This window comes from Xanthomonas sp. CFBP 8443 (genome assembly GCF_025666195.1).
Lineage (GTDB): Bacteria > Pseudomonadota > Gammaproteobacteria > Xanthomonadales > Xanthomonadaceae > Xanthomonas_A.
In genome coordinates this window covers 1,629,798-1,646,677 of sequence record NZ_CP102592.1, presented here as the reverse complement: position 1 = coordinate 1,646,677, position 16,880 = coordinate 1,629,798, and the positions used below count along the sequence as shown (strand labels likewise).

Annotated in this window: 14 protein-coding genes; 4 read left to right on the top strand and 10 right to left on the bottom strand. The window is 69.9% G+C overall.

Annotated elements, in window-relative coordinates; translation table 11 throughout:
- Window positions 1-128 precede the first annotated feature (128 nt).
- Window positions 129-1,265: a DJ-1/PfpI family protein gene (locus NUG20_RS07110; protein WP_263397676.1), complete on the top strand. Its 1,137-nt coding sequence runs from the start codon at window positions 129-131 to the stop codon at window positions 1,263-1,265.
- Between the two features lie 76 nt (window positions 1,266-1,341).
- Complete coding sequence (locus tag NUG20_RS07105; RefSeq protein ID WP_263397675.1) at window positions 1,342-2,433, top strand: GlxA family transcriptional regulator; 1,092 nt, start codon at window positions 1,342-1,344, stop codon at window positions 2,431-2,433.
- Between the two features lie 47 nt (window positions 2,434-2,480).
- On the opposite strand, the gene NUG20_RS07100 is transcribed toward NUG20_RS07105, so the two are convergent.
- The gene (locus tag NUG20_RS07100) at window positions 2,481-3,641 is read right to left on the bottom strand and encodes a dipeptidase (RefSeq protein WP_263397674.1); all 1,161 of its coding nucleotides are present in this window, start codon (window positions 3,639-3,641) and stop codon (window positions 2,481-2,483) included.
- A 239-nt stretch (window positions 3,642-3,880) separates the two neighbouring features.
- Between NUG20_RS07100 and NUG20_RS07095 the strand changes: the two genes are divergently transcribed.
- On the top strand, window positions 3,881-5,149 hold the full coding sequence (locus NUG20_RS07095) for a cation:proton antiporter (RefSeq protein WP_263397673.1): 1,269 nt from the start codon (window positions 3,881-3,883) through the stop codon (window positions 5,147-5,149).
- Window positions 5,150-5,170: 21 nt separating this feature from the next.
- Here NUG20_RS07095 and NUG20_RS07090 read toward each other — a convergent pair whose 3' ends face one another.
- On the bottom strand, window positions 5,171-6,103 hold the full coding sequence (locus tag NUG20_RS07090) for a LysR family transcriptional regulator (protein ID WP_263397672.1): 933 nt from the start codon (window positions 6,101-6,103) through the stop codon (window positions 5,171-5,173).
- 142 nt (window positions 6,104-6,245) lie between these two features.
- On the opposite strand from NUG20_RS07090, the gene NUG20_RS07085 reads away from it, so the two are divergent.
- Complete coding sequence (locus NUG20_RS07085; RefSeq protein WP_263397671.1) at window positions 6,246-6,512, top strand: DUF2798 domain-containing protein; 267 nt, start codon at window positions 6,246-6,248, stop codon at window positions 6,510-6,512.
- 107 nt (window positions 6,513-6,619) lie between these two features.
- Here the strand turns inward: NUG20_RS07085 and NUG20_RS07080 are convergent, their stop codons facing one another.
- The 8 genes from NUG20_RS07080 to NUG20_RS07045 all read right to left on the bottom strand — a co-directional run bounded on the left by NUG20_RS07080 (window position 6,620) and on the right by NUG20_RS07045 (window position 16,813).
- Complete coding sequence (locus tag NUG20_RS07080) at window positions 6,620-7,339, bottom strand: DUF4261 domain-containing protein (RefSeq protein WP_263397670.1); 720 nt, start codon at window positions 7,337-7,339, stop codon at window positions 6,620-6,622.
- 97 nt (window positions 7,340-7,436) lie between these two features.
- A complete protein-coding gene (locus tag NUG20_RS07075; protein ID WP_263397669.1) occupies window positions 7,437-8,057 on the bottom strand; it encodes a glutathione S-transferase family protein in 621 nt (206 codons plus the stop codon).
- 239 nt (window positions 8,058-8,296) lie between these two features.
- Entirely contained in the window at window positions 8,297-10,288 is a 1,992-nt protein-coding gene (locus tag NUG20_RS07070) for a glycoside hydrolase family 97 protein (RefSeq protein ID WP_263397668.1), read from the bottom strand.
- Entirely contained in the window at window positions 10,264-12,219 is a 1,956-nt protein-coding gene (locus NUG20_RS07065; protein ID WP_263397667.1) for a glycoside hydrolase family 127 protein, read from the bottom strand. The genes NUG20_RS07070 and NUG20_RS07065 overlap by 25 nt, the downstream gene beginning before the upstream one ends.
- On the bottom strand, window positions 12,216-13,244 hold the full coding sequence (gene yjfF / locus NUG20_RS07060) for a galactofuranose ABC transporter, permease protein YjfF (protein ID WP_263397666.1): 1,029 nt from the start codon (window positions 13,242-13,244) through the stop codon (window positions 12,216-12,218). The genes NUG20_RS07065 and yjfF overlap by 4 nt, the downstream gene beginning before the upstream one ends.
- Entirely contained in the window at window positions 13,241-14,296 is a 1,056-nt protein-coding gene (locus tag NUG20_RS07055) for an ABC transporter permease (protein ID WP_263397665.1), read from the bottom strand. The genes yjfF and NUG20_RS07055 overlap by 4 nt, the downstream gene beginning before the upstream one ends.
- Window positions 14,293-15,807 carry a sugar ABC transporter ATP-binding protein gene (locus NUG20_RS07050; RefSeq protein WP_263397664.1) on the bottom strand — a complete coding sequence of 505 codons (1,515 nt, stop codon included), beginning with the start codon at window positions 15,805-15,807 and terminating at the stop codon, window positions 14,293-14,295. The genes NUG20_RS07055 and NUG20_RS07050 overlap by 4 nt, the downstream gene beginning before the upstream one ends.
- A 13-nt stretch (window positions 15,808-15,820) precedes the next feature.
- Window positions 15,821-16,813, bottom strand: a complete 993-nt coding sequence (locus NUG20_RS07045) for an ABC transporter substrate-binding protein (RefSeq protein WP_263397663.1) — start codon at window positions 16,811-16,813, stop codon at window positions 15,821-15,823.
- Between the last annotated feature and the right edge of the window lie 67 nt (window positions 16,814-16,880).

Genomic DNA, 16,880 nt, shown 5'->3' with positions numbered 1-16,880 from the left:
GGCGACAGCCGGAAGGGAAAGAGTTCCGGCCCCTTGCTTCCCTTCTTGGCAGAAAATGAAGGAAGATCGACCTTTAAGCCAAGCGTGAATCCCGAGACAGTGGGAGCCCGACCACACCGGATCTCACCATGTCGCAACGTCTCCGTCTCCGCTTCCGCATCGCCCTTCTCGCCGTCGCCGGCCTCTTCGCTGTGTGCGGGTCGATTGCCGCCGCCGGCTCCCCGGCGACACGGCAGCCAGAGAATGCTCGGGTGACGGGCTTGCCTATCGTCCACATCCGCCAGCATCCGGACGCGCTCCCCGTGGTGGCCGTGGTCGCCCAGGACACGACCGTGCTGTCGGACTTCGTCGTGCCATACGGCGTGCTCGCGCAATCCGGCGCGGCAACCGTGATCGCCCTGAACATGACGGACCACCCGTTGAAGGCTGGCCCGCTCACGCTGTTGCCCGACATGACCGTTGCCGCGTTCGACAAGGTCTACCCCGATGGCGCCGACTACGTGATCGTACCGGCGACAGCGGACAAGCACGCCGAGGAAACGACCTGGTTGCGGGCGCAACGCGCGCACGGCGCCGCGTTGGTGTCGATCTGCGACGGCGTCGAGCTGCTGGCGGAGATCGGCGCGCTCGACGGTCGCCACGCCACGGGCCACTGGGCCTCGCTGGGCGATCGTCGCAAGCAATACCCGCAGGTCGCCTGGCTGACGAACCTGCGCTATGTGGCCGACGGCGACGTCGCCTCGAGCGCCGGGGTCTCTGCCGCGCTGCCGATCAGCCTTGCGCTGGTCGAGACGATCGCGGGACCGCAAACGGCGCACGCGACTGCCGACCGCCTGGGCGTTGCGTCATGGGAAGCCGCACACGACAGCGACATGTTCAAGGTTCTGCCGACGGACCGGGCGACGCACCGCGCCAACATGCGCGTCAAGCGCGAAGATGTGGTGGCGCTGCAGGTGCAAGACGATGACGACGAGGTGGCGCTGTCGCTGCACGCCGAGGCATGGTCGCGCACGATGCGCAACGAAGTACGCCTTGTCTCCGACACGGCCGGCCCGGTACGGCTGCGCGGCGGCCTGCGCGTGCAGGCACAGGCGACGTCGTCCTCGACTCCGGACGTGCGCATCGTAGTGGCCGAGGCCGCCCCTGCCGGCAAGGCGTTCCCTGCCGCGTTTGATCTGATCGCCCAGCGCTATGGCAGCGGCACCGCGCGTCTGTCCGCGCTTGGCATGGAGTATCCGTGGGGCGACCTGAAGGCGGCACGGTGACCTTCGCGCTTCCCTCCCTTGGCGCGATCCAATCCAGGGCACACAGTGGCCACATGCCGCGATCGGACGATAGCCCATGACGTCTTTGCCAGCTCGGTGTGTTCCAGCTTCCCTGGATGGAAAGCCCATCGGCATCGATCTCGCGCGACAGCCGCCGGGACCGCTGTGCGTGGTGCTTCTGGCCTACGACGGAATGAACCTGCTTGACCTCGCTGGTCCGTTGCAGGCGCTGGCCACGGCCAACCGGAGCGCGGAACCGGGGGCACCGGCACGGTATGACCCGATCGTGGCATCGGCACAGGGCGGCCCGATCGTCACCGGGTCGGGCTTGCCCGTGGTCACCGTCGCGGTCTCCGCGCTGGCGAACGTCGCGATCGACACGTTGATCGCACCGGGCGGCTGTGCGGGCGAGGAGTTCGAGGTCACGCCCGCGTTGCGCGATTTCATCGCCGCGCGCGCCGGATCGGTGCGCAGGCTCTGTTCCGTCTGTACGGGCGCGTTCCTTCTGGCAGCCGCCGGCCAGCTCGATGGCCGGCGCGTGGCGACGCACTGGGCCTGGCTCGATAAATTGAAGCGCCGGCATCCGCAACTGAATGTCGATCCGGACAGCATCTTCATCCGCGATGGCAATCTCTGGACCTCGGCCGGGGTGAGTTCGGGAATCGATCTCGCGTTGGCGCTGATAGAGCAGGACTATGGCCCGCGTATCGCGATCGATGCGGCCAGGCACATGGTGGTGTTCATGAAGCGCGCAGGCGGGCAATCGCAGTTCAGCGTGCCGTTGGCGGCGCAGACGCGGGATCATGCCTTCGTCGAGCTGCACGCGTGGATGGCTGCGAATCTGGGCGCGGACCTGTCGGTCCCGCGGCTCGCCGAGCATGCAAACATTGCGCCGCGAACCTTCGCGCGCATCTATGCTGCCAAGGTAGGGCGCACACCTGCCAAGACGGTCGAGCTGATGCGACTGGAGGCGGCGTGCCGCATGCTGGAGGAAACCGAGCTGCCCTTGAAGAGCATCGCCTTGCACGTGGGCTATGGCGACGAACAGAAGCTGCGACGCGCGTTTCGACGCCAGTTCGGCACCAATCCAGGCACGCATCGCGCGCGCTTCTCAACGCACCTCGTCGGCATCGAAGCGGAGGAACGCGGCAGTGTTGAGGAACGATGAGAGCAGGCACGAACGCCTGAAAGACGGCACATGCCTAGCGGCGCGCGTCAGGCCGCCCAGATCTCGCCGAACACCCGGTCGAAGTTCAGCCCCAGCACCTTCTCGGCCACCCGTGCGCCGTAGCCGTGGCGCAACAGCGCATCGGCCACGCGTTCGAGCTTGCGCGGGGTGTTGACGTCGGGCAGGTACGGCGTGCGGTTCTCGCCCGGCGCGCCGACGCCGTCGCGGCGGCGCTGCTGCATCAGCAGGTCCATGTCGCGCACGTCCTGCGCGGTGACCGGGAAGAACAGCGAATCGGTGCCGATGCCGACGTGATCCTCGCCGCACACGTCCAGCGCATGCCGCATGTGCTGGATGTAGTCGGCCAGCTGCGGCTGGCGGCGCTCCTCGGTCAGGAACGGCAGCATGTAGATGCCCATCACCCCGCCCTTGTCGGCGAGCGCGCGCATGTCGCGGTCGCGCTTGTTGCGCGGATGCGCGAACACCGCGCTGCAGCCGGCGTGGGTGATCACCGGCGGGCGCTGCGACAGCGCGATGCCGTCGCGGGTGGTCTGCGCATTGGCGTGGCTCAGGTCCAGTGCCACGCCGAGCCGGTTCATCCGCGCGATCGCCTCGCGCCCGAGCGCGGTGACGCCGCCGGTATCGCCGTCCAGGCAGCCGATGCCGAACGGCGAGGCGCGGTTGTAGGACAGCTGCATCACGCGCACGCCGAGGTGGCGGAACAGGTCGATGCGCTCGGGCTTGTCCTCCAGCATCGAGGCCGATTCGAAGGAAAAGATCAGCGCGATCCGGCCCTCGCGCTTGGCCCGCTGCAGGTCGTCGTGCTGCACTACCTTCAGGAAGTGCTGCGGCTGGTTCTCGACCAGCGCCTGCGCGGCGGCGATGTCGCGCACCGCCGCCTCGAAGTCGCCGTCGGCGTCGCCCAGCGTGGTCTTCAGCGCGCTCACCCCGGACGCGCGCAACTGGCGCAGCCGCGCGGTGTCGTCCGCGCTGCCGAACACCTGGCCGATCGACGCCAGGGTATTGGCGTCGAGCACCAGCGCGCGCCGGTACAGCGCCGCGGCCTCGCTCGCGTCCTCGTCCTTCGCCGCGGGTGCCGCGGCCGAGGCCGCAACCCGGCCTGCCGGCGCCGTGCCGGGCAGCAACCCGGCGAGCAAGGCGCTGCCGGAGAGCCCCAACCATCGCCGCCGCGTCCATGCCTCGCTCATCGCTCTCTCCTGCAATCGGGGTGGGTGAGTCGCCCCGCGGCCGCCACGGCCGGATGCGCCTGCGCGCATAGCACTGCATCCGGCGCGGCGCGATCAGTGCCGAAAGTACCGCCGCCGCCCGCCTGGACGCCCGCGCCGGCCCGCGGCCGCGCCAGCCGGTGTGCGGAGGGGGGCCGGCATGCGTGGATTTCCTGGCGCCGCGCTCCTATCATCCGCCGACCTATCAAGGATGTGCGCCCATGACCACCCCGCAGATGTCGGTGTATTTCTTTCTGCAGGCGGCGGCGATCCTGCTGGTGTGCCGGCTGGTGGGGCTGCTCGCCAAGCGCGTGGGCCAGCCGCAGGTGGTGGGCGAGATGATCGCCGGCGTGGCCCTGGGGCCGTCGCTGTTCGGCCTGGTGCTGCCGGACGTGCAGCAGGCCCTGTTCCCCAAACAGACCCTGGACATGCTGTACGTGGCCGCGCAACTTGGCGTGGGCCTGTACATGTTCCTGGTCGGCACCGACTTCCGCGGCGACCATTTCCGCGCCCGCTACCGCAGCGCGATGACCGTATCGCTGGCCGGCATCGCGGTGCCGTTCGTGCTCGCGTTCGCGCTGGTGCCGTGGCTGCTGCACACCCCCGGCCTGTTCTCGGCCAAGGCCAAGGTCCTGGAAGCCTCGCTGTTCCTGGGCGCGGCCATCGCCATCACCGCCTTCCCGATGCTGGCGCGGATCATCCACGAGCGCGGCCTCACCGGCAGTCCGCTCGGCACCCTGGCGCTCACCGCCGGCGCGGTCGACGACGCCGCGGCCTGGTGCATCCTGGCCATCGTGCTGGCCAGCTTCGGCGGCAGCTGGAACAGCGCCTATCTGGCGATCGGCGGCGGCGTGGGCTACGCGCTGTTCATGATGCTGGTCGGCCGCCACTGGCTGCGGCGCCTGGCCGACCACGTGCGTCCCGACCAGCCGCTCAGCGCCAGCGTGCTGGCGGTGGTGCTGATGCTGTTCTGCCTCAGCGCCTGGGCGATGGACGCGATCGGCATCCACGCGGTGTTCGGCGGCTTCCTGCTCGGCGCCTGCCTGCCCAAGGGCGCGCTGACCGAGAAACTGCGCGAACAGCTGCAGCCGTTCGTGGTGGTGTTCCTGCTGCCGATGTTCTTCACCTTCTCCGGGCTCAAGACCCAGCTCAGCGTACTGCTGGACCCGCAGATCCTGATCGCGGCGGTGGCGATCCTGCTGGCCTCGTTCCTGGGCAAGGGCATCGCCTGCTGGGCCGCGGCGCGCGCCAGCGGCGAGAACAACCGCGACGCGATGGCGATCGGCGCGCTGATGAACGCACGCGGGCTGATGGAACTGATCATCATCAACATCGGCCTGCAGGCCGGGGTCATCGAACAGGGCCTGTTCTCGATCCTGGTGCTGATGGCGATCGTGTCCACGCTGATGGCCACGCCGCTGTTCAACTGGGTGATGCGCCGCGCCGCGGCGCGCGAGGCGGCGCCGGCCGTGGCCGGCGGCAGGCCGTAACGCGCTGCCTGTCGCGCGGAGCTAGGCGCTCGCCACGCGCCATGCCGGCGGCAGGCCGGCGACGATGTGTTCCTGCAAGGCACGCACCTTCGGCGTGAAATCGCGGCGGTCGGCGACGCACAGGTACAGCCGCATCGGCTCGGGCGCGGCGTTGACCGCGCCGGTGGCGTCGTACTCGAACAGGGCGCGCAGCGCACCGCGCTGCAGGTAGGGCTCCGCCACGAACGCAGCCAGCCGGGTGATGCCGCCGCCGGCCGCGGCCATGCCGGCGAGCGCGTCGATGTCGTCGCCGACCAGCGCCGGCGTCACCTCCGCGTCGAACCGCACGCCGTCGCGGACGAAGCCCCAGCGCAGATAGCGGCCGTCCACCGCCCAGCGCAGCAGCAGGCAGGCGTGGCCCTTCAGTTGCTCCGGCGTCGTCGGCGTGCCGGCACGCGCCAGATAGTCGGGCGCGGCGCAGAACACGAACGGCACCGCGGCGATGCAGCGCGCGACCAGGCCGTCCTGCAGCTGCGGCGCGATGCGGATGCTGACGTCCACGCCTTCCTGCGCATGGTCGACGCGGTGATCGGCGCTCAGCAGCTCGATCGACAGGCGCGGATGGCGCGCCGCCAGCGCCGGCAGCAGCGGCGCCAGCACATGCCGGCCGAACGCGGCGGTGCTGGCCACGCGCAGGCGCCCTTCCGGCTCGGCATGCGGGTCGGCGACCGATTGCCGCGCGCGCTCCAGATCCTGCTCCACCTGCCTGACCTGCTCCAGGTACAGCGCGCCGCGCTCGGTCAGCGCCAGGCTGCGCGTGCTGCGGTTGAGCAGGCGCACGCCCAGGTGCGCCTCCAGCCGCGCGATGTTCTGGCTCACCGCCGCCGCGCTCACGCCCAGCGTCTTGGCGCCGCCGGCGACGCTGCCGGCCTCCACGGTGTGGATGAAGCTGCGGATGGACTGAAGGAGATTCACTGCGAGAGCCGATATACGCGATGCATTCGTAAGTTGCAGTTTACAAAGTCGCAAGCCGCCCTCGCCTACTGGCGCTGCGATCGGCTTGCTAACGTGCCGCCTCCCGAGCCGTTCGGCCGCAACGACCACCGAGGTATCGCCCATGCAGGATGTCGACATCGCCGCGCCACGCCGCCCGAAACTGGGCGTGCGCACCACCCCGTTCGTGTTCGCGTTCTACATGGCCGCGATCATGGCCATGCTGATGTGCCTGGTGATCACCGCGGCCAACGCCGGGCTCGGCGACGGCTATCTGCAGCGCGTGCTCGGGGCGTACCGGCTGGCGATGCCGACCGCGTTCTGCTGCATCCTGGTGGTGCGGCCGCTGGTGATGCGGCTGGTGGCAGCGACGGTGCATCCGTCGCGCTGAGGGTTTCGGGTGCTATAGCGCGTGATGCAGCAATGGCGGCGCTGGGCTCCCTGTCGCGGCTGAAGCCGCTCCTACAGGAGGGCGTGCACGGAGGCGAAGGTGCCGGCTCACAACGGCGTCAGCCGCCATAGCCCGTAGGGATTGGCGAACAGGTCGCCGGGCTGGAACTGGGCGCTGGGTTCGGCCTCGAGCCGATAGCGCGGCGCATCCTCCGCGACGGCGAAGGTGTGGCCCTCGCGTATCGGAGGCGCTTCGGTGAACAGATACCAGGTGAAGGTGTGCAGCAGCGCCACCGGGTCGTCTGCCGCTTGCGCAGCGACGATCGCGTCCTTCATGCCGAAATGGTGCATGCCGCAGGAATGCACCTGCTCGCCGGTGAGGTTCAATACATAGGCACGATGGGCGCTGAAAAAGCCCAGGTCCGCGCACAGCTGGCGCCATGCCCCTGGGCCGTGCGCGACGCCGCTGCTCTCGACCTTCACTCCGAGGCCGCCGGCGTCCAGCAGCGCCGCGGCCGCCAGCATCATCGCCTCGGCGCGCACCTTGGAACCGCCATCGCCGATCAGGTACACCACCGAGACATGCGCGTGGATGCGCGCCATCTCCTCGGAATCGAGCCAATGCGGCCCGGCGGCGACGAACGCCGCGGCCATGCGCGGGTCGTGCGGCTCGTATTGCAGCTCGAACGCGTCGCCGCTTTGCGTATGCAGCAGGACCCGCCCGGCGAACAGATACCCGCCGCTGTCGCGGACGATGCGCGCAACCAGATCCGAGCGGTCCTGCCACGGACCGGGAATGCACAACACGATTTTCGGGGTTTCGATCAAGCTGGCGGCTCCTTGCCGTCGGATGTCGGGAGTGCGCTACCGGAACGGCCGCCGCCGTGAACACGGCGCGGCGCGGCGGCCGCGGACGAGGCCATGCTCAGGTCAGCGGCGTCATCACGCCCTTGCGGTAGGCCGGACGCTGTTGCAGGCGCGCGTACCAGTCCTGCAGATGCGGCAGCGCGGGCCGCTCGATCGGCATCTCGAACCACGCGTAGACGAAACTGCCCAGCGGAATGTCGCCCATTGCGAACTGCGCGCCCGACAGCCACGGCTGCTGCGCCAGCGCCGCATCGGCGAGCGCCAGCAGTTCGCCCGAGCGCGCCAATGCGGCGGCGATCCTGGCTTCGTCGCGCGCTTCGGGCGCGGTGCGCAGCGTGCCCCAGAACAGATCGCGGAACGGGCCGGCGAAGGTCGAGGTGGTCCAGTCCATCCATCTGTCGCCGAGCGCGCGCGCGGCCGGATCGCCGGGGTACAGCGTGCCCGAGGCATAGCGCGCGGCCAGGTAGCGCACGATGGCGTTGGATTCCCACAGCGCCAAGCTGTCGTCCTCGATCGCCGGCACCAGGCCGTTGGGATTCATCGCGCGGTAGTGCGGATCGTCGGTCCCGCCGAACGCGCCGCCAACCTGGATCGACGCATAGGGCACCCCGGCTTCCTCGGCGCACCACAGCACCTTGCGCACGTTGCTCGAATTGTGTCGTCCCCAGATCTTCAGCATGGCAGCGCTCCTGTCGCGAGCGCCAATTCTATGCTGCCGCCTGCGTGCAGCGACGCCGATGCGTGCGATTGCGGCTGCGATGGCGCCAGCGCAACGGCGCCGATCCAGTCCGGGACCGGTTCGCATCGACAGCGGGCCTCCCTATCGGCAGCGCCAGGCGCCATTGCCGCCGTGCCCGCACGCAGATCGCCGGAGATTCCGGAATGCGCCGCTGCCGTGCACGGCAGCGGCAAGCGCGCTCAGTCGAACTGCAGCACGAAGCCGCCGCGCGCGGGCAACTGCAGTTCGACGGTCTGCGCCGGCGTCACCTCGATGCGGCGGCTGGCCAGGCCCAGCGGGCCGTCGCCATCGACGATCAGGCGCGCGCCGCGTCCGGCCACGCCGAGCTCGGCCAGGTTCAGCCGCAACGTGCGCGGTTGCGCATCGGCATTGATGCCGGCCACGTACCAGCGCGCGCCACCGCGCCGCGCGAACACCGCGAAGCGCCCGGGGTAGCCGTCCACATAGCGGCTGTCGTCCCACACCGACGGCAGTTCGCGCAGCAGCGCGCGCACCTCCGGCGCGGCCTTTTGCAGAGTCTCAGGCGTCTCGGCGTAATGCTGGATGCCGGACACGAACAGCACCGTCTCGGCCAGCTCGAATCCCGGCGTGGTGCGGCGCTGCACCTTGTCGTTGAGCTTGACCAGGGCCAGCGGGGTGAAGTCCATCGGGTCGAACACGTTGCGCGCGAACGGCAGCATCGCCGCATGCGCCGGCACCTGGTCGGCATTGGATTGCTCGAAGGTGGCGAATTCCAGGCCGCGCACCGCCTCCATCGTCATCAGGTCCGGCCAGGTGCGCTGCCAGCCGCGCGGCAAGGTGGCGCCGTGGAAGTTGAGCATCAGTCCGTACGGCGCGGCGTCTTCCATGATGTCCAGGTAATAGCCGATCATCGACTGCCCGTCGCCGCCGAAGAAATCGATTTTCACCCCGGCCACGCCCATCGCCTTGAGCCGCGCGAACTCGCGCACACGGCTGGCGTGGGTCAGCATGCGGTCGCGCGGGGTCTGCGGCGCTTCGTTCCAGCTGCCGGCCGAGTTGTACCAGAGCAGGATCGCGACCTGCTTGCCGCGCGCGTAGGCGATCAGTTCGCGCAGCTTGTCCTCGCCGATCTGCGTGTCCCACAGGGCGTCGATCAGGGTGTAGCGCCAGCCCATGCGCGCGGCGAAGTCGATGTAGCGCTTCTGCACCTCGAAGGTGGTGGCGCCGTCGCCGAGCAGCGGCCAGCTCCACGACGCCTTGCCCGGTTGCGGCGGCGCGATGGGCGGCGCCGCGGGCGGATCGGCCAGGTCGGTGCCGAGCGTGGACTCGGCGATGGTCTTCAGGCTGCCGACCGCGACGATGCGCCACGGCGAGCGCCACGGCAGCGCGAAGCGCGGATTGGCGGCGCCGCCGGGCAGCACCTCGCGCGGATCGGGCATGCCGATCGCGTACGCGCCGGACTCCCGCGCCACGTCGCGCAGGCGGCTGCCGGCATGGCCGCGGCCGAGCGAGCCTTCGCTGAGCAAGGCCCAGTCCTCGCCTTGGCGGAACAGCGCCGGATACACCCAACCGGCGGCGAGCGGCGAAGGCGTGCCGACCGCCACGTCCTGCAGGTAGTACTCCTCGTACGAGGGATTGGTGTTGCCGAATCCGGTCTTGGCCGGCGACATCGGCTGCAGCCAGGCGCGTGTCTGGGCCGCGAAACGGAACGTGGTGGCGTCCTCGCGCAGCTGGCGGATCTTCGCGTCGCGCTGCGGGAATTCGTAACGGAACGCGACGCCGTCGTCGGAGACCTGGAATTCGATCTGCAGGCGTTCGCCGCTGGCGCCGCGCCAGGAGAACACGCGGCGGTTGGCGCGGTACTCGTTGATGCGCCGCTTGCCGGTCAGCAGTTCGTAGCGATCGTGCACCGTCGCGACCGGCGAGACATCGAGCAGACGCAGGCCCCTCGAGAAATCGGCATCGTCGCGGACCAGGCCCAGGCGCGAGGGCAGCAGTACCTCGCGGCCTTCGCGCAGCACGCGGTAGTGGGCGGTGCCGGCCGCGTCCACGCTCACTTGCGCGCGCAGCGTGGCGTCCGGGCTGAGCACTTCGCCGACCATGCGCTCGGCGGCCAACGCCGGCAGCGCGCACAGCAGCAGCAAGCACGCTGCCGCGATCGCGGCCGACGACAGGCGCCAGCGGCTCAGAACTGCGGGTTCTTTTCCCATACCGGCCTCGCTCGGCAATAGACCGCGTAGCGCTCGTGGGCGATGCGGTAGAACGGCACCAGGGTGATCGGGCCCTGGATGCCATCGGCCTCGAACACCTGTTCCTGGCCCTCGCGCTTGCGCGCCCACAGCTGCTCCGGCGCGAAATACACCGCCGGCAACTGGCGGCCGACGATCCGGTTCAACGACGGCCGCTGGTCGGACACGTGCAGCTGCGCCGGATCGATGCCGTCGCTGCCCAACTGCGCGGCCAGCACCAGCGGGCCGTACATCATCGCCTGCAGGCTGGGTTCGTCGGGCAGCGGCGCGGCGTGCAGCGCCATCGGCAGGTCCAGTTCGATGCGGTCGCCGTCGGCGAAACGGCGCTCCAGCGCCAGATAGCTGCCAGGTGTCGCCTCGACCGCCTGCGCCTTGCCGTTGATGCGCAGGCGCACGCCTTGCGTGGCCCAGTACGGGATGCGCAGGCGCAGCGTCATCTGCTGCGCGCGCTTGCACTGGAACTCCAGCGCGGTGCCTTCCTGTTGCGGGAATCGCGTGCGCTGGACCACGCGCATGCCGCGCTCGGGCCAGTCCAGCTGCGAGGCGATGAACAGGTTGACGGTGAGCCCGGCATCGTCGCGGAAGTAGATGCTGTCGTTGCTCTTGGCGAACTCCTCCACACCGGTGCCGGTGCAGCACCAGAACGAGGCGAACGGGGTGTTGTAGAGCTTCCAGTAGCCGGCATCCATCGGCACGAAGTACATCATCATGCCGGCTTCGTCCTGGGTGCCCAGCCGCGCGTTGAACAGCACGCGCTCGTAGTAGTCCATCAGCGCCGCGTCCGGCTGCCAGGTGTACAGGTGCCGGGTCAGCTTGAGCATGTTGTAGCTGCAGCAGCACTCGTGGCTGTGCCCGCTCAGGCGCCCTGCGAAGTGGTCCGGCTTGCCGAACAGTTCGAAGTCGCTGGTGCCGCCGGTGCAGTAGGCATGGTGGCCGCTGACCGTGCGCCAGAAGAATTCGGCGACCTGGCGCTGGCGCGGCTCGCCGCCGATCTCGTAGGCGCGCGCGGCGGCGACGATCTTGGGGATCTGGGTATTGGCATGCAGCCCGGCCAGCACATCGCGGCCCTGCGCCAGCGGCTCGAGCAGCGAGGCCTGTTCGTAGCGCGCGGCCCAGCGCCGGTAGTTGTCGTCGCCGCTGAGCAGGTACAGCTCCAGCAGCGACTCGTGCACGCCGCCGAACTCCACGCCGAGGATGCGCTGCCACTGCGCGTCGTCGAAGCCGTCCATCCACGCGCCCAGCCAGTCGGCGAAGCGCTGCGCGGTGCGCAGCGCCTGCGCGTTGCCGGCATGGCGGGCCATGTCCAGGTGCCCGGCCAGGATCTTGTGCGCGGTGTAGATCGGCACCCACACCTCCTCGCGGCGGCCGAGCCGGTCGTAGAACGAGGACGGGTACGCGCCGATGTAGCCGTCTGCGCGCTGGCAGCGCGCCAGGTCGGCGACCAGCGCATCGGCCTTGTCCTTCAGCGCGGCGTCGCCGGTAGCTGCGTACAGCAGCGCGCAGGCCGACAGATAGTGGCCGCCGGCGAAATGCCCGCGGATCTCGCAATGCGGCGACTCCCAGCCGCCCAGCGGCTCGGCCTGCGAGTCCAGGCCTGCGGCGAGCCGGAAATTGTGCAACAGGCGGTCGTTGGGAATGGACATCAGGTAGCGGCGGTCGCGCTCGCGTGCCTGCAGGAACGGGCCGTCGAGCAGTTGCACCTGGCCCAGCGCGAACGGCTGCTCGCGCAGTTGCACGGCCGGCTGCCGTTTCGCGGCCGCTGCTACCTCCGCAGGCGGTGCGGCCAGCGCCTCGCCCTGCGCCAGCACACCCAGCGCGGCCAGCGAGGCGCCGCCGTACTGGAGGAAGTCGCGGCGTGTGCAGGCCAGGCCTGGATCTTCATGTTCCGTCATGCGTCCGCTCCCGATTCCGGCAGGCGCCGGGTCAACAGGCGCTGCAGCAGGCAGAACACCAACAGCAGCGCGCCGATCACGATGCGTGTCCACCACGAGCTGAGCGTGCCGTCGAACACGATCAGGGTCTGGATCACGCCCAGGATCAGCACGCCGAACAGCGTGCCGATCACGTAGCCGCTGCCGCCGGCCAGCAGCGTGCCGCCGATCACCACCGCGGCGATCGCGTCCAGTTCCAGACCCAGCGCATGCAGGCTGTAGCCGGACAGCATGTAGAACGTGCACACCACCCCGGCCAGCGCCGAGCAGAACCCGCTGAAGGCGTAGACCTTGACCTGGGTGGCGGCCACCGGCAGGCCCATCAGCCGCGCCGAGGCTTCGCTGCCGCCCAGCGCATACACGCAGCGGCCGAAGCGTGTGCTATGCGCCAGCCACATGCCCAGCGCCACCATGGCCAGCGCGACCAGCGCGCCGATCGACAGCGAGGCGCCGGCGCCGATCGGCACCCGCACCTGGGCGATGGCCACGTACAGCGCATCGTCGATCGGAATCGAATCGACGCTGATCAGGTAGCTGGCGCCGCGCGCCAGGAACATGCCGGCCAGGGTCACCACGAACGGCTGCAGCCGGTAGCGCTGGATCAGCACGCCCATGAACGCACCGAACAGCGCACCGAGCAGCAGCACCAGCGGGATCGCCGCCAGCGGCGACCAGCCGTGGCGCTGCACCAGCGAGGCCGACAGCACCGTGGTGAAGGCGATCACCGCGCCCACCGACAGGTCGATGCCGCCGCTGAGGATCACGAACGTCATGCCGACAGCGGCGATGCACAGGAAGGCGTTGTCGATCAGCAGATTGGCGAACACCTGCGGCGACAGGAAGCCGTCGTAGAGCACGCCGCCGGCGCCGGCCATGGCCACGAACAGGGCCACGGTGATCGCCAGCGGCAGGCGCGCGCCGTGCAGCAGCGTGCCGGCGCGGCGCAGGCCGCGCGCGTTCTGGATCGGCACGCCGGCCGCGCTCATCGTCCCGCTCCCGGATCCGGGCGCCGCACCCAGCCGCGCACGCTGGCGCGGAACTGCGGCGATTGCAGCAGCATCACCGCGAACACCAGCAGCGCCTTGATCAGCATGTTGACCTGCGCCGGCACGCCGATCGCGTAGATGGTCGCGGTCAGGGTCTGGATGATCAGCGCGCCGATCAGGCTGCCGGCCAGGCTGAAGCGGCCGCCATCGAGCAGCGTGCCGCCGAGGGTGACCGCCAGGATCGCGTCCAGTTCCATCAGCTGGCCGGCGTTGTTGGCGTCGGCGCTCTTGACGTTGGAGCTGATCAGCAGCCCGGCCAGGCCGGCGCTGAACGCGCAGAACACGTACAGCAGCACCGCGATCAGCCGCGCCTTGACCCCGGCCACGCGCGCCGCGCGCGGGTTGTGCCCGATCGCGCGCACGAACAGGCCCAGCGCGGTGCGCCCGAGCAGCAGCTGCAATACCACGAACACCGCCGCGACCACGAACAGCGCGAACGGCAGGCCGAACAGGAAGCCGTTGCCCAGATAGAAATACGGCGGGTAGTAGATGGTCAGGATCTGGCCGTCGCCGATCAGCTGCGCGACGCCGCGCCCGGCCACCATCAGGATCAGCGTGGCGATGATCGGCTGCATGCCGACCTTGACCACCAGCAGCCCATTCCACAACCCGCACGCGGCGGCGACCAGCAGCGGCGCCACGATCACCATCCACAGTGGGAAGCGGCTGTGCTCGCCGCCGCCGATCATCCACGCCGCCACGGTCGCGGCGATCGCCACCACCGCGCCGACCGAGATGTCCAGGCCGCGCACCGCGATCACCAGGGTCATGCCCATTGCGACCAGCGCCAGCGGCGCGGCGCGGTTGCCGATGTCGATCAGGTTGCCGTACAGATGCCCGTCGCGCCATTGCAGCGCCAGGAAGCCGGGATTCCACAGGCCGTTGCCGAGCAGCAGCAGCGCCAGCGTCGCCAGCGGCCAGAACAGCGGGTGGGCGACGATGCGCGCCGGCAGCCGCGGCGCGGTCGAAGACGGCGTGGCCGCCGCGCTCATGCCGCCGCACTCCCGGCGATCAGTTCGAACACCGCGCGCTCGCCGCATCCACCCGGCAGTTCGCCGACCAGGCGGCGTTCGCGCAGCACCGCGATGCGGTCGGCGATGCGCTCGATCTCGGCGACCTCGGCGGAAATGAACAACACCGCCATACCCTCGCGGGCCAGCGCCAGAATGCGGGTCATGATGTCCTGCTTGGCGGCGATGTCGATGCCGCGGGTGGGTTCGTCGAGGATCAGCAGCCGCGGCCGCGTCGCCAGCCAGCGCGCCAGCACCACTTTCTGCTGGTTGCCGCCGGACAGCAGGCCGACCGGGGTTTCCAGGCTCGCAGTCTTGATGCCCAGCACGTCCACGTAGCCCTGCGCGATGCGCAACTGCTCGGCCAGCGGCAGGAACCGGCGCAATCCCATGCGCGCCTGCAGCGCCAGCACGATGTTCTCGCGCACCGACAGCTCGGCGACGATGCCGTCGGTCTTGCGCTCTTCCGGGCACAGCGCCAGGCCGTGGCGGATCGCGTCGGGCGGGCCGCGCAGTGCGATCTCGCGGCCGTCGATGGACACGCGGCCGCAATCGGCGCGGTCCAGGCCGAACAGCAGCCGCGCCAGTTCGGTGCGGCCGGCGCCGAGCAGGCCGGCCAGGCCCAGCACCTGGCCGCGGCGCAACTGCAGGTCGACCGGATGCAACTGGCCGCGGCGGCCCAGGCCCTGCGCCTGCAGCAACACCGGCGCGTGTTCCGGCGCCGCGACGTGCACCGCGGCGGCGGCGGCCGCGGCCACGTCCACTTCGCGCCCGACCATCGCCGCGATCAGCCGCGGCGCCGGCAGCTCCGCCGCCAGGTACTCGCCGACCAGGCGCCCGTTGCGCAGCACGCTGATGCGGTCGGACACCGCGTACACCTGGTCGAGGAAATGGGTCACGAACAGGATCGCCATGCCCTGCTCGCGCAGCGCGCGCATGACCCGGAACAGTTCGGCGACCTCGCCTTCGTCGAGGCTGGAGGTCGGCTCATCGAGGATCAGCACCCGCGCCGACACGCTCAGCGCGCGCGCGATCGCCACCATCTGCTGCACCGCTACCGGATAGCTGGACAGCGCGCGGCGCACGTCGATGTCCACGCCCAGGCGCTGCAGGCCCGCGTGCGCCTCGCGCTCGACGCGGCGCCAGTCGATGCGCCGCGGCCAACCCTTCAACGGATAGCGGCCGGCGAAGATGTTCTCGGCCACCGACAGGTTCGGGCACAGGTTCACTTCCTGGTACACCGTGCTGATGCCCAGCTGCTGCGCCTGCAACGGCGAGCTCGGCGCGATCGCGTCGCCGCCCAGCGCCATGCGCCCGGCATCGGCCGCGACCACGCCGGTCAGCAGCTTGATCAGGGTCGACTTGCCGGCGCCGTTCTGGCCCATCAGCGCATGGATCTCGCCACGGCGCAGGCACAGCGCCACGTCGTCCAGCGCAGCGACGCCGGCGTAGGCCTTGCTCAGGCCCTGCGCGTGCAGCACGACCGGGTTCATCGGCGGCGCTCCGTCAGTACTTGCGATTGGGCAGCTCGGCGGCGGCCTGCTCCTGGGTGTACACCGATTCCTCGACCACGATGCGCTTGGGCAACGGCTTACCGGCCTTGACGTCGCGGATCGCATGCACCAGCTGCGGGCCGAGCAGCGGATTGCATTCGACGGTGACGTTGAGCTTGCCGGCCTGCATCGCCTCGAACGCACCCTTCACCCCGTCGATCGAGATCACCAGGATGTCCTTGCCCGGCTTCAGCCCGGCTTCCTCGATCGCCTGGATCGCGCCGATCGCCATGTCGTCGTTGTGCGCGTAGAGCACGTCGATGTTGCGCCCTTCCGACTTCAGGAACGCCTCCATCACTTCCTTGCCCTTGGCGCGGGTGAAGTCGCCGCTCTGCGAGCGCACCACCTGGAAGCGCGGGTTGGCGGCGATGATCTCCTTGAAGCCCTTCATGCGGTCGATCGCCGGCGCCGAGCCCACGGTGCCCTGCAGCTCGACGATGCGCACCGGCTTGTCGCCGTCCTTCAGCGGCGACTGCTCGAGCAGCCAACGCCCGGCCTTGCGCCCTTCTTCGACGAAATCCGAGCCGATCAGCGTGGTGTACAGCGTGTCGTCGGAGACCTTGACCGCGCGGTCGGTCAGCACCACCGGGATGTTCGCCGCCTTGGCCTCGCGCAGTACGGTTTCCCAGCCGGATTCGACCACCGGCGAGAACGCGATCACGTCCACGCGCTGGGCGATGAACGAGCGCAGCGCCTTGATCTGGTTCTCCTGCTTCTGCTGCGCATCGGAGAACTTCAGTTTCATCCCCGCCTGCTCGATCGCCTGCTTGACCGAGGCGGTGTTGGCGGTGCGCCACTCGCTCTCGGCGCCGACCTGGCTGAAACCCACCGTGATCTGGCCCGGCTTGCCGGCCGCGTCCTTGCCGCCGCCGGAACACGCGCTCAACGCCGCGCCCAGCAGCACCGCCATCCCCAGTACCGCCGCACGCACTGCCGACTTCTGCATAACCCTTCCTCGTTCGTTGCACGCTGGCGGTCGCGCGGCGCTCTGGCCGCGGCGGCCGCCCACCCTC